Annotated in this window: 9 protein-coding genes; 6 read left to right on the top strand and 3 right to left on the bottom strand. The window is 73.8% G+C overall.

Features of this window, described 5'->3' with window-relative positions; all coding sequences use genetic code 11:
- Positions 1–137 precede the first annotated feature (137 nt).
- Positions 138–731, bottom strand: coding sequence for a hypothetical protein (locus ABD194_RS03630; protein WP_343987656.1), 594 nt, complete (start codon positions 729–731; stop codon positions 138–140).
- Positions 728–2,257, bottom strand: coding sequence for a PspC domain-containing protein (locus ABD194_RS03625; protein WP_343987653.1), 1,530 nt, complete (start codon positions 2,255–2,257; stop codon positions 728–730). The genes ABD194_RS03630 and ABD194_RS03625 overlap by 4 nt, the downstream gene beginning before the upstream one ends.
- A gap of 125 nt (positions 2,258–2,382) precedes the next feature.
- Between ABD194_RS03625 and ABD194_RS03620 the strand changes: the two genes are divergently transcribed.
- Together ABD194_RS03620 and ABD194_RS03615 are read left to right on the top strand one after the other, a co-directional pair.
- Complete coding sequence (locus ABD194_RS03620) at positions 2,383–3,834, top strand: ATP-binding protein (protein ID WP_343987649.1); 1,452 nt, start codon at positions 2,383–2,385, stop codon at positions 3,832–3,834.
- Positions 3,831–4,535 carry a LuxR C-terminal-related transcriptional regulator gene (locus tag ABD194_RS03615; RefSeq protein ID WP_343987646.1) on the top strand — a complete coding sequence of 235 codons (705 nt, stop codon included), beginning with the start codon at positions 3,831–3,833 and terminating at the stop codon, positions 4,533–4,535. The genes ABD194_RS03620 and ABD194_RS03615 overlap by 4 nt, the downstream gene beginning before the upstream one ends.
- A gap of 24 nt (positions 4,536–4,559) precedes the next feature.
- Here ABD194_RS03615 and ABD194_RS03610 read toward each other — a convergent pair whose 3' ends face one another.
- The gene (locus ABD194_RS03610) at positions 4,560–5,390 is read right to left on the bottom strand and encodes an alpha/beta fold hydrolase (RefSeq protein WP_343987643.1); all 831 of its coding nucleotides are present in this window, start codon (positions 5,388–5,390) and stop codon (positions 4,560–4,562) included.
- 214 nt (positions 5,391–5,604) lie between these two features.
- Here ABD194_RS03610 and ABD194_RS03605 point away from each other — a divergent pair, with 214 nt between their 5' ends.
- The 4 genes from ABD194_RS03605 to nirB are packed head-to-tail and all read left to right on the top strand — an operon-like array spanning position 5,605 to position 13,356.
- Positions 5,605–7,044 (top strand): MFS transporter, encoded by a 1,440-nt coding sequence (locus tag ABD194_RS03605; protein ID WP_343987640.1) that lies wholly within the window; start codon positions 5,605–5,607, stop codon positions 7,042–7,044.
- Positions 7,041–9,212 (top strand): molybdopterin oxidoreductase family protein, encoded by a 2,172-nt coding sequence (locus ABD194_RS03600; protein WP_343987637.1) that lies wholly within the window; start codon positions 7,041–7,043, stop codon positions 9,210–9,212. The genes ABD194_RS03605 and ABD194_RS03600 overlap by 4 nt, the downstream gene beginning before the upstream one ends.
- On the top strand, positions 9,209–10,798 hold the full coding sequence (locus ABD194_RS03595; RefSeq protein WP_343987634.1) for an FAD-dependent oxidoreductase: 1,590 nt from the start codon (positions 9,209–9,211) through the stop codon (positions 10,796–10,798). The genes ABD194_RS03600 and ABD194_RS03595 overlap by 4 nt, the downstream gene beginning before the upstream one ends.
- Positions 10,798–13,356 (top strand): nitrite reductase large subunit NirB, encoded by a 2,559-nt coding sequence (gene nirB, locus ABD194_RS03590; protein WP_343987631.1) that lies wholly within the window; start codon positions 10,798–10,800, stop codon positions 13,354–13,356. Before ABD194_RS03595 ends, nirB begins: the two co-directional genes overlap by 1 nt.
- Positions 13,357–13,362 lie beyond the last annotated feature (6 nt).

The raw sequence follows: 13,362 nt of genomic DNA, 5'->3' as shown, positions 1-13,362 counted from the left end.
CACTGCGAGTGCCGGACCAGCCCAGCACGCCTGGGAGGGAGCCTAGTCACGGCGTCGGACACCCGGGTCGGAGACCTCCGACCCGGGTGCCCGACAGGGGTGGCGGGGCGTGCCGCTCAGCGGCCCAGTCGTCCCGGTCAGCGCCGCAGCCGTCCGGCCAGGACCCCGGCGATGCCCACGAGGAGCAGCATCCCGCCGAAGGCGCCGATGACGGCCGGCCCCGTGAAGGAGAAGCCGAGGTCGACGCGCGTGAGGTTGGCCAGCAGCAGGTAGGCCGCCACGAGCACCGTGAGCAGACCCAACATCACCGTTGCCGGACGCGGACCCTTGTGGACCGTCACGAGCGCCGGCCGGGGCGCGGGCTCGGGGGCCGACCAGGAGGGGGCGCCAGTCGGGCCCGACGGGGGTGCTGCCGGCGGCGGCAGGTGCGGGAGCTCGGAGCCCGCACGGACGGCGTCGTCAGGCACCGGGCGGGCCGGTTCGACACGGAAGGGCGCCTGGGCCGGCAGGGACTGCGTGGACGCCGAGGGGATCTCCGTCGTGGCGGCTGTGGAACCGGACGTCGGGTCGGACGTCGGGTCGCTGACGGGGTCGGCGGTGGGGTCGGTGAACCCCCGCTCCGGCTCGTTGCCGCTGGTGTTCTGGCTGCTGGTCATGGCGTTCTCTTCCGCTGGGTTCGTGGTGCGCTCGCGCGGGCGCTCGTTGGTCGGGTCCTCCGGGTGGGCGCTCATGACCCGCTCCCCGCCGAGACCTGGATCTCGCCGACGCCGACCTCGGCGTCGACGACGATCTCGGGCTTGCCGGTCTGCGGGCCGTACTGGACCGTGCGCTCCCAGCTCATCCCGCCGCCGTGCATGCCACCCATGCCGGACTCGCCCGACTGCACGTCGACGGTTCCCTCGGTGGTGCCGACGGCGTGCAGCGCCCCGGCGTGGCCCCTGGCGTTGACGGTGACCCGCACCCCCTGCGGCACGACGAGGTCGATCTGCCCCATCGCGGCCGTGGCCGACACGTGGTCGGTGCCCGGCGTCGCCCGGTAGTCCGCCCGGGTCAGGTCGACCCGCATCTGCCCCATCCCGAGCTCGAAGCTCGGGGCCGGCGTCAGGGAGGTGACCTGGTAGGCCCGCTGCCCCACCTGCCACGGCTGCGAGACCCCCACGGGGGCCGCGGTCGAGGCGGCCGCTGCGATCATGCCGACGACCGCGAAGAAGGCGAGCCCGCCGGCACGTCGCCCAGCCAGGCCGGCCACGAGGATTCCGAGCCCGAGCACGCCCACGCCGGAGGCCAGGCCGACGGCCACGTGGTTGCCGGACCACCCGGCCGCCTGCGACACGGATCCCAGGACGACGCCGGTGACGATGGCGAGTCCGAGCAGGAGCAGTCCACCGGCGAAGCCGACCACCGGCGTGCGCTCGCGCACCGGCATCGGGGCCACAGGGCGAGGGGCGGCGAGGCTCGCGCCCGCGTTGGCGGCCGCGTTGCCCGTCGAGCCGTATGCCGTCACGGGCGCAGGTGCCGCCGCGCCCGACACCGTCGTGGCCGCGCCGGTCGCCGAGGGAGCCTGGCCGACCGGGGCGCCCGGGTCACCGCCGCCTGTGCCGGAGGTGCTCGCACCCGTCGGCTCGGCCGTGCCGGCCGTACCCGTCGTTCCCGCCGTTCCGGTCGTGGTGCCGGTCGGGCTGCCGCCGTGGTTCCGCCACGGGGCCTGGGCCCTCAGGTCGCGACCCGCGGCAGTGCGGGTGAGGAACCACCACGTCCCGCCCACGAGGAGCAGGAAGCCGAAGAAGCGGAAGCCGCGGGAGTCGCCGCCCCACCAGGGGCCGCCGCCGAGGACCGAGATGGCGGTGACGACGAGAAGGAAGATGGAGCTGCCCTCGCCGTACTTCAGCGCGCGCTCGACGTGGATCTCGCCGCGCTCGTCGGGCATGAGCAGCCACAGCACGAGGTAGAGGGCCAGGCCCATGCCGAAGAAGATCGAGAAGAGGATGAAACCGGCGCGCACGACGAGCGGGTCGACGCCGAGCCACCGCGCCAGTCCGGTCGCGACACCCGCGAACCAGCGCCCCTGCGACTGCCGGACGATGCCGGGCCGCCGCAGCGCGCTGTAGAAGCCGTCTAGGCCGTGGGACCCGTGCCCGTGCTGCCCGTGCTGCCCGTGCTGCCCGTGCTGCCCGTGCTGCCCGTGCTGCCCGTGTGCGTCGTCTCCACCGTGCCCCTGACCCACGTGCTGCGGGCCACCACTGCTGCTGTTCGTCATGACACCAACACTGGCGCGGGCGACGACCCCGGGCCATGAGGGTCGACCCTGAACGCACCCTGACGCGACCCCCAAAGGGGCGCCGGTGGTCGCCGCCACGCACCCGGGTGGGCGAGGATGGGAGCGTGCAGACGGCATACGAGAACGGAACGGGCCCCGCGCGCCCCACGTGGCGGACGACGCCCCGGCCGCCGCTCGTGCGACACCGGCAGGGCCGAGTCATCGCCGGCGTCGCCGCGGGCCTGGCCGACCACCTCGGGCTGCCCGTCGTCGCCGTACGCGCGGCGCTCGTCCTGACCAGCATCCCCTTCGGTGCGGGCCTGGCGGTCTACGTCTTCCTCTGGGCGACGATGCGCGAGATCGGCGACGTCGACCCCGCGGTGACGCCCGCCGCACCCAAGGCCGCGTCCCGCCCGCACGTCGACCTGGCGGGCTTCCGCACGTGGCTGCGCAGCGGCAACCAGGCCGTCGTCATCACCCTGCTGGGGGTGGCGGCACTGGCGGTCGCGGGCGCGCTGTGGCTGGGCAGCGCCGGCATCGGCGTCCACGTCGAAGTGGTCCTGCCGGTGGTCGCCATCGTCATCGGTGCCATCTTCTTCTGGTCGCAGCTCGACGACACCGACACCCTCGGCGCCCGCCGGCCGGTCCGGTGGGTCTGGCTGGTGGTCGGGCTGGGCCTGACCACCCTCGGCCTGGTCGGCCTGCTCGTGCGGGGCACCGACCTGACCGAGCTGTGGCAGGTGGCCGGCGCCGTGCTGGCCGCCCTCGTCGGCGTCGCGGTCCTCTCCGCGCCGTGGATCCTGCGCCTGTGGAGCACCCTGCGCCTCGAGCAGGCCGCCCGGATCCGCGCCACCGAGCGCGCGGACATCGCCGCGCACCTGCACGACTCCGTGCTGCAGACCCTGGCCCTCATCCAGCGCCAGGCGGGTGACGCCGCCGCCGTGGCGCGGCTCGCCCGGGCCCAGGAGCGCCAGCTGCGCAGCTACCTCTACGACGAGGACGCCCGCGCCGGCACCCTCGGCGCGGCACTCACGGCCGCCATGGGTGAGGTCGAGGACCTCCACGGCGTGCCCGTGCAGCTCGTCGTCACCGGTGACCGCCCCATGGACGAGCACCTCGACGCGCTCGTCAAGGCCGTCCGCGAGGCCGCCTGGAACGCCGTGCGCCACGCCAGCCCGCCGGTCAGCACCTATGTCGAGGTCGGCCCCGACGCGGTCGAGGCCTTCGTCCGCGACCACGGCGCCGGCTTCGACCCCGACACCGTCCCCGACGACCGCGCCGGCGTGCGGGAGTCGATCATCGGGCGCATGGAGCGCCACGGCGGCACGGCACGCATCCGGCGACGGGCCGACGGCACCGAGGTCGAGCTGCGCCTACCCGTCGGGCAGGCCGGGGAGCCCGAGCAGCCCTCCCCCACGGGGTCCACCGGTTCCACCGGGTCCACCGGCACCAGGACCGCCACGGCGGCCACGGAGGCCACGGCCGGCAGCCCGACGCCGACCACCCAGAGCACGTCCCCCAGCGCCACCCCCAGCGCCACCAAGAGCGCCACCGAGAGCCAGGAGCAGCCCTCATGACCGACCCCCGGCCGATCCGCATCGTCATCGTGGACGACCACCACATGTTCCGCACCGGCGTGCGAGCCGAGCTGAGCTCGCTGGCGGCCACCCCGCGTGCCGGCGCCTTCGCCCTCGAGATCGCCGGCGAGGCAGGGTCGGTCGAGTCGGCCGTGCAGGTCATCAAGGAGCAGCAGCCCGACGTCGTCCTGCTCGACGTGCACCTCCCGGGCGGCGACGGGCACGGCGGCGCCGACGTCATCCGCTTCTGCAACGGCACCCAGACCGCGGCCGGCGCCCCCGTGCGCTTCCTGGCCCTGTCGGTGTCCGACGCCGCCGAGGACGTCATCGCCGTCATCCGAGCCGGCGCCCGCGGCTACGTCACCAAGACGATCAACGCCGAGGAGCTGCTCACCGCCATCGGCCGCGTCGCCGATGGCGACGCCGTCTTCAGCCCCCGCCTCGCCGGGTTCGTGCTGGACGCGTTCGGCGCGGCCGCCGGCGAGGTCGCCGAGATCGACGAGGAGCTCGACCGGCTCTCGGCCCGCGAGCGCGAGGTCATGCGCCTCATCGCCCGCGGCTACCAGTACAAGGAGGTCGCGAAGGAGCTGTTCATCTCCGTCAAGACCGTCGAGACCCACGTGAGCTCGGTGCTGCGCAAGCTGCAGCTCAGCTCCCGCCACGAGCTGACCGCCTGGGCCATGGGCCGCCGCCTGCTCTGACGGACCGGCTCCTCCGTCCCGTGGTCAGGCGGGTGAGTGCAGGAAGCGGCGCAGCGCCGTCACGATGATGACGGGGGCGTCGGTGTGCACCCAGTGCCCGGCGCCCTTGATGGTGAACAGGCGCGTGCGCGGGAAGTGCCGCCGCATGCGCTCGCCGTCCTCGCGCTTGACGTAGCGCGAGTCGCCGCCGGCGATCCAGAGCACGGGGCCGTCGTATGCCGGGAGCTCGTCGAGCGCCTCCGGCCAGTCCGCGATGCGTGAGCCCGCGCCCCGAGCCGCGTCACGGGCGACGAGGTCGAGGTTGACCTGCCAGCGCCAGACCCGGCCATCCCGGCGCAGGTTCTGCAGCAGGAAGGCCTTGACACCCGGGTCGGGTTCGGAGAAGCGCGCCTCGGCATCCCCGCGGCTCCTCAGCTCCTCGAGCGGCAGGGCCTGCATCTCGCGGATGTAGCCCTCGAAGCGCTCGAGGTTCCCGTAGCCCTTGGGCGCGATGTCGACGACGACGAGCCGTTCGACGAGCTCGGGGTGGCGCAGGGCCAGCACCATGGCCACCTTGCCCCCGAGGGAGTGCCCGACCACGGCATACGGCCTGCCCTCCCCGGCCGCGCGCAGCGTCGCGGCCACGGCGTCGGCGTACGCGTCGAGCGAGAACTCCTGCGACCACGGTGACCGGCCGTGGTCGGGCAGGTCGACGAGGAGGCAGCGTGCGTCGCTGCCGTCGGGACCGCTGACGGCCTTGGCAATCTGGTTCCAGTTGCGGCCCTGCCCGAAGAGCCCGTGGAGGAAGGCGATGCGGGGTCCGGCTGTGCCCACGGACATGGTGTTGAGCAGGGCCTGGTCGGGAGCCGAGGTCATGGTCGGGAGCCTACGCGGCCTACCTCACGTCACCCGCGGCCGCCCGTGAGGGGCCGGCGGTGACCCGTCGTGCGGAACCTCACGAGCCGCCCGGCCGCGCGTGAGACCGATGTAACCGCGGTGTCATCGCGGGTCGGCGGAGGTGCAACACCGGCTTCCTAGCGTGGGCGCCACGCTCTCGCAGCGTCTTCGCCCGCCTTCCGAGGAGGAACCCGTGAGCACCACCACCGCGACCGACACCCTGAGCAGCCCTGCGCTGCCGAGCCGGCTCCGGCGGCTCTGCGCGCCGAGCAGGCGCGTCATCCGAGACTGGGACCCGGAGGACACTGCGGCCTGGGAGGCGGGCAACAAGCAGGTGGCCCGCCGCAACCTGCTCTGGTCGGTCGCCACCGAGCACGTCGGCTTCTCCATCTGGTCGGTCTGGTCGGTCATGGTGCTGTTCATGCCGCCGGCGGTCTACGGCTTCACGGCCGCCGACAAGTTCGTCCTCGTCGCACTGCCGACGCTCGTCGGTGCAGTCCTGCGGGTGCCCTACACGATGGCGACCGCCTGGTTCGGGGGACGCAACTGGGCCATCGTCAGCGGCTTCGCGCTCCTCGTGCCGACGGTCCTCACGTGGTGGCTCATGGCCAACCCGGGCCACTCGCTGGCAGCCTTCCTCGTCGTCGCCGGCCTGGCCGGCCTCGGCGGCGGCAACTTCGCCTCGTCGATGACGAACATCAACGCCTTCTTCCCACAGCGCATGAAGGGCTGGGCCCTGGGTCTCAACGCGGGCGGCGGCAACATCGGTGTGCCCGTCGTGCAGCTCGTCGGCCTGCTCGTCATAGCGACGCTGGGCAACCGGCGTCCAGAGGTCGTCTGCGCGACCTACCTCGTGCTGCTGGCGGTCGCGAGCGTCGGCGCCGCGGTCTCCATGGACAACCTCGACCACCGGACAGCCGACCCCAAGGCCATGCTCGAGGTCCTCCGGCACGCCGACTCCTGGGCGATCTCGCTGCTCTACGTCGGCACCTTCGGCTCGTTCATCGGCTTCGGCTTCGCCTTCGGGCAGGTGCTCGACCAGACCTTCCTCGCCGGGCTGACCGGTGGTGCCGCGCCCACACCTGCGCAAGCGGCCGCCGCCAGCCTGCACGCCGCCCAGATCGCCTTCGTCGGACCGCTCCTGGGCTCCGTGAGCAGAGTGTGGGGCGGGCGGCTGGCCGACCGGCGCGGTGGCGCGGTCGTCACCGTGTGGACCTTCGTCGGGATGGCCCTCGCCGGCGTCCTCGTCACCGTGGCCGCGCACTCCGACGACGTCACGGCCGGTGCGGCCACCGGGCTGCAGCTCGCCGGCCTCGTCGGCGGGTTCGTCCTGCTCTTCCTGCTCTCCGGCATCGGCAACGGCTCGGTCTACACGATGATCCCGGCGCTCTTCGAGGCGAAGTCCGCCGCCCTGCCCGGCGCGGCTGTCGAGCGCACGTCGTGGTCGCGCGCGATGTCCGGCGCGCTCATCGGCATCGCCGGAGCGATCGGCGGCCTCGGCGGCGTCCTCATCAACCTCGGCCTGCGGACTTCGTACCAGGGCGCCGGCCACTCGGCGACGGCCGCCTTCGTCGTCTTCACGAGCTTCTATGTCGGCGCCGCCGTCCTGACGAAGGTGCGCTACCGCCGATGACGACCACCACCAGCGCCACCGTCACCACCGTCACGCCGGGGACGCCCCGGCTGCCGCTCCCGGCCACGGCCGGCTCCGATCCGGCGGGTGTCGCGACGCACTGCGCCTACTGCGGTCTCCAGTGCGCGATGACACTGACCGGGTCGTCCGCCGCCGACCTCGCGGTGGCGCCCCGGCGCTTCCCGACGAACCGGGGCGGCCTGTGCCAGAAGGGATGGACGAGCGCCGAGCTGCTGCGCACACCGGCCCGGCTCACGACGCCGCTCCTGCGCCGCGACGGTGAGCTCGCGCCCGCGTCGTGGGACGAGGCCCTCGACGTCGTGGCCGACGCCATCGTGAGGACGCAGGCGGCATACGGCAGGGATGCCGTGGCCGTGTTCGGTGGCGGTGGCCTCACCAACGAGAAGGCCTACCAGCTGGGCAAGTTCGCCCGCGTGGCACTGCGGACCAGCCAGGTCGACTACAACGGCCGGTGGTGCATGAGCTCGGCTGCGGCAGCGGGGATCCGCTGCTTCGGCCTCGACCGGGGCCTGCCCTTCCCCGTCACGGACATCGGGTCGGCGCACGCGGTGCTGCTCCTCGGCGCCAACCCCGCCGAGACGATGCCGCCCTTCCTCACGCACCTGGTGCGCGCGGCCGACGCCGGTGGGCTCATGGTCGCCGACCCGCGGCTGACCCCGACCGCCGCCAAGGCGCTCGACGGCGGCGGGCTGCACCTGCAGCTGCGGCCCGGCACCGACGCCGCGCTCGCCCTCGGGATGCTGCACGTGGCCGTCACCGAGGGGTATGCCGACCGTCGTTTCATCGCCGAGCGCACCACCGGCTTCGACGACCTGTGGCCCGTGGCGGCGCAGTGGCTGCCCGAGCGCGTCGAGCGCGTGACGGGTGTCGCCGTGACCACGCTGCGCACGGCGGTGGCGACGCTGGCCCGGGCCCGGGACACCGAGCGCGGCGCCTACGTCCTGTCGGCCCGCGGCAGCGAGCAGCACGCGAGCGGCACCGACACCGTGACCGCGTTCATCGCCCTGGCCCTCGCGCTCGGCCTCCCCGGCAACTCGGGCACCGGGTTCGGCACCATCACCGGACAGGGCAACGGCCAGGGCGGCCGCGAGCACGGGCAGAAGGCCGACCAGCTCCCCGGCTACCGGAGGATCGACGACCCGGCCGCTCGCGCGCACGTCGCCGCGGTGTGGGGCGTCGACCCCGCCGACCTGCCGGGCCCGGGGCGCAGCGCGTTCGAGCTGCTCGACGCGCTCGGCACCGAGTCCGGCCCGCGCGTCCTCCTCGTCCACGGCAGCAACCCCGTCGTCTCCGCGCCCGACGCGCGGCGGGTGTCGGACCGCCTCGCCGCGCTCGACCTGCTCGTCGTCTCCGACTTCGTCCTGTCCGAGACGGCCGCGGTGGCCGACGTGGTGCTGCCCGTGCTCCAGTGGGCCGAGGAGGAGGGCACCATGACCAACCTCGAGGGGCGGGTCCTGCGGCGACGCCGGGCGCTCGCGGCCCCGGCTGGGTGTCGCAGCGAGCTCCGCATCTGGAACGAGCTCGCGAGCCGGCTCGGTTGCAGCACAGGCTTTCCCACCGAGCCGCGCCTGGTCTTCGACGAGCTCCGCCGCGCATCGGCCGGTGGGCCGGCCGACTACTCCGCCGTCACGTGGGAACGGCTCGACGCGGGCGAGAGCCTGCACTGGCCGTGCAGCCCGCAGCGGCCACAGGGGACCCCGAGGCTCTTCCTCGACCGGTTCGCGACGCCGGACGGCCGCGCCCGCTTCGTGCCCGTCGACCACGTCGGTCCCGCGGAGCCGGACGACACGGCATACCCCCTCGTCGCCACGACGGGACGGGTGCTGCAGCACTACCAGTCCGGCGCCCAGACGCGCCTCGTGGAGGAGCTGTCGGCGGCGGCCGGCGAGATGTTCGTCCAGGTGCACCCCGACACCGCGAGCGCCGCCGGGCTCGACGAGGGCGCGCTCGCCGACGTCGTGAGCCGGCGTGGGCGCACCCGCGCCACCGTCCGGGTCGACGAGGACCTGCGCCCCGACGTCGTCTTCCTGCCCTTCCACTGGGGCGACGACGGCCGTGCCAACTCGCTGACCCACGCCGCGCTCGACCCGACCAGCCGCATGCCCGAGTTCAAGGCGTGCGCCGTCCGTCTGGAGGCCGCCCAGTGACCGCTCGAACCCACGTCCTCGTCGTCGGCAACGGCATGGCCGGCGCCCGCCTGGCCGAGGAGATCCGCCACCGTGACCCCGAGGCCCAGCGCTTCGCCGTCACCGTCGTCGGCGAGGAGCCGCACGCCGCCTACAACAGGGTGCTCCTGTCGACCGTCGTCGCCGGGGGCATCACCGCCCGCGACACGCGCCTGAAGCCCGACGGCTGGTGGGCCACGCGCCACATCGACGTCGTCTCCGGCGCCCGCGTCACCTTCGTGGACGTCGAGGCGCGCACGGCGACGCTCGACGTCGACGGCGCCGAGAGCCGGCTGCACTGGGACGAGCTCGTCCTCGCCACCGGCAGCACGAGCTTCGTCCCGCCCACCGACGGGTTGTATGCCGGCATGCCCGGTCCCGCGGCGCTCGCCGACGGAGTGGTGGCCTTCCGAACGGTCGACGACTGCGACCGCATCATCGCGGCAGCGCAGTCGGCCTGCAGCGCAGTCGTGCTCGGTGGCGGCCTGCTCGGCCTCGAGGCGGCGCGCGGGTTGCTCGCCCGGGGCGTCGACGTCACCGTCGTCCACCCCCAGGACTTCCCGATGGACCGGCAGCTCGACGCCGACGGGGGCGCGGTGCTCTCCCGGGTCGTCCGCGGCATCGGCGCGCGACTCGTCCTCGGGCGCCTGGTCGTGGCGCGGCACCCGGCGCGCGACGGGGCTCCGGCGCACGTCGTCCTCGACGACGGCACGGCCCTCGACGCGGACCTCGTCGTCGTCGCGGCCGGGGTCCGGGCCCGCACCGACCTCGCCGTCGCGATGGGGCTGGACGTCGCACAGGGCATCGTCGTCGACGACCGCCTCTCGACCTCGCTGCCCCACGTCCACGCCATCGGCGACTGCGCCGAGCACCGGGGCGTCGTGCCGGGCCTCGTCCAGCCCGGCTGGGACCAGGCCCGCGTCCTGGCCGACGTGCTCACGGGTATCGACCCGAGCGCGACGTACGAGGGGACCAGCGTCCTGACCCGGCTCAAGGCGCCCGACATCGACCTCGCCAGCATGGGGTCCGTCGACGTCGACGTGCACGACCCCGGTCACGAGGTGCTCGCCTTCACCGACCCCAGCCGCGGCCGCTACGCCAAGCTGGTGCTGCGCCAGGACCGGGTGGTCGGCGCGATCCTGCTCGGGGTCGGAGACGCCGCCGGAGCCCTCACGCAGCTCTACGACACCGGCGGCGCCGTCCCCCGCGACCGCTTGTCGCTCATGCTCGGCCGTGCCGTCACGCGCGCCGGCAACGGCGAGACGGCCAACCTCGCCGAGATGCCCGGCACCGCCGTGATCTGCCGGTGCAACACCGTGACGAAGTCGGCGATCGTCGGCGCCTTCCGTGCCGGCGCCGACACGAGGGCCGCGGTCACCGAAGCCACCCGCGCGACCACCGGCTGCGGCTCGTGCACCAGCGCCGTCGAGGGACTCTGCACCTGGTTGCGCACGGCCGAGCCCGCCTCTGCGACAGACACGCCCGACCGGTCGCCGGCGAGCGAGCCGGCCGCCGACCCTCCCGAGCCACTGACCCTTCCCGCCGCCCTGACCGAAGGAGCCGCCTGATGTCCACGAGCACGCCCCACCCCGCCGGCACCACCACCCGCACTGCCGTCGTCGTCGGGCACGGCATGGTCGGGCACCGCTTCGTCGAGGCCCTCCGGTCGCGTGACACCGAGAGCACGTGGAAGGTCGTCGTGCTCGCCGAGGAGGCGGAGGCGGCATACGACCGCGTGGGGCTCTCGTCCTACGTCGGTGCCTGGAACCGCTCCGCGCTCGCCCTGCCGGGCAACACGTATGCCGGTGACGACCTCGTCGAGCTGCGGCTCGGGACCCGGGCCGAGCGCATCGACCGCGCAGCCCGCACCGTGACGACGAGCGGCGGGGACGCCATCGCGTACGACGCCCTCGTCCTCGCGACCGGCTCCCACTCGTTCGTCCCCCCGGTGCCGGGGCACGACTCGCAGGGCTGCTTCGTCTACCGCACGCTCGACGACCTCGACGGCATCCGGGCGGCGGCGGAGTCCGCGGCCGAGCGGGCCCGGGCCGAGGGACGCACGGCGAACGGGCTCGTCGTCGGTGGAGGGCTGCTCGGGCTGGAGGCGGCGAACGCGCTACGCCTGCTGGGCCTGACACCGCACGTCGTCGAGTTCGCCCCACGCCTGATGCCCCTGCAGGTGGACGACGGTGGCGGGGCCGTGCTCCAGAGACTCATCGGCGGCCTCGGCGTGCAGGTCCACACGGGAGCCGGCACGAGCTCGATCGAGGCGGAGCCGGACGGGCGGCTCGCCGTCGAGCTGTCCGACGGCACGGCGCTGCTCACCGACCTCGTCGTGTTCTCCGCCGGCGTGCGGCCGTCGGATGCTCTGGCCCGCGACGCAGGCCTCGCCGTCGGCGAGCGTGGCGGCGTCACGACCGACACGGCCTGCCGCACGAGCGACGAGAACATCTGGGCCGTGGGCGAGGTCGCCGCGGTCGAGGGCCGCTGCTACGGGCTCGTGGCACCCGGCTACACCATGGCCGAGGTCGTCGCCGACCGCCTGCTCGGCGGGGAGGCCACCTTCCCCGGCGCGGACCTGTCGACGAAGCTCAAGCTCCTCGGTGTCGACGTCGCGTCCTTCGGCGACGCGATGGCCACCACGCCCGGAGCGCTCGAGATCCTGCACACCGATGCCGTCAAGGGCACCTATGCCAAGGTCGTCGTCAGCGACGACGCGCGCACCCTGCTCGGCGGCATCCTCGTCGGGGACGCCTCGGCGTACACCACCCTCAAGGCCTACGTGGGCCGTGAGGTGCCGGGCGACCCGGGCGCGCTGGTCTCGCCGGCCGGCGTGGAGCTCGGGGCCGGCGCGCTGCCCGACGAGGCCGTCATCTGCTCGTGCAATCACGTCACCAAGGGCTCGATCTGCGGCGCCATCGCCGACGGCGCCTGCGACGTCGCGGCTCTCAAGGGATGCACCAACGCCGGAACCACCTGCGGCGGTTGCCTGCCCACCGTCAAGAGGCTCCTCGTGGACTCCGGCGTCGAGCTCTCCAAGGCCTTGTGCGAGCACTTCGAGCAGAGCCGGGCGGAGCTCTTCGAGATCGTGGCCTCGACCGGGATCCGGACCTTCTCGGGGCTGCTGGCGCGCTACGGCTGGGGCATGGGGTGCGAGGTGTGCAAGCCGACGGTCGCCTCGATCCTCGCGTCGACGAGCAGCGACCACGTGCTCGACGGCGAACAGGCGGCCCTGCAGGACAGCAACGACCACTTCCTGGCCAACATCCAGAAGAACGGCACGTACTCGGTGGTGCCGCGCATGCCGGGTGGCGAGGTCACCGCCGAACAGCTCATCGTCATCGGCGAGGTCGCCAAGGACTTCGGGCTCTACCTCAAGGTGACCGGCGGCCAGCGCATCGACCTCTTCGGCGCCCGCGTCGAGCAGCTGCCCGCGATCTGGCGGCGCCTCGTCGACGCGGGCATGGAGTCCGGTCAGGCGTACGGCAAGTCGCTGCGCACCGTGAAGTCGTGCGTCGGGTCGTCGTGGTGCCGGTACGGCGTGCAGGACTCCGTCGGGATGGCGGTGGAGCTCGAGCACCGCTACCGCGGGCTGCGGTCGCCGCACAAGCTCAAGCTCGGCGTCTCGGGCTGTGCGCGCGAGTGCGCGGAGGCCCGCGGCAAGGACGTCGGCGTGATCGCCACCGACAAGGGCTGGAACCTCTACGTGTGCGGCAACGGCGGCCAGACCCCGGCGCACGCCCAGCTGCTGGCGAGCGACCTCGACGACGAGACCCTGGTGCGCTACGCCGACCGCTTCCTGATGTTCTACGTGCGCACGGCCGACCGGCTGCAGCGCACGGCTCCCTGGCTCGACTCGCTCGAGGGCGGCCTGGACCACCTCAAGGCCGTCGTGTGCGACGACTCGCTCGGCATCGCCGACGACCTCGAGGCGGCGATGGGCCGTCACGTCGACGGCTACCGGGACGAGTGGCAGGCGGTGCTCGACGACCCCGAGAAGGTGGCGCGCTTCGTGTCCTTCGTCAACGCCCCCGAGGAGGCGGACCCGACCGTGGTGTTCGACGAGTCCGGGCCCCGCAAGGTCCCGGTCCTGCTCGGACTGCCCACGACCCGCACCAACGACTGAGACACG

It is taken from the genome of Terrabacter terrae (assembly GCF_039529575.1).
GTDB lineage: Bacteria > Actinomycetota > Actinomycetes > Actinomycetales > Dermatophilaceae > Terrabacter > Terrabacter terrae.
The sequence above is the reverse complement of the archived record's forward strand: the minus strand, read 5'-3'. Positions and strand labels throughout refer to the sequence as shown.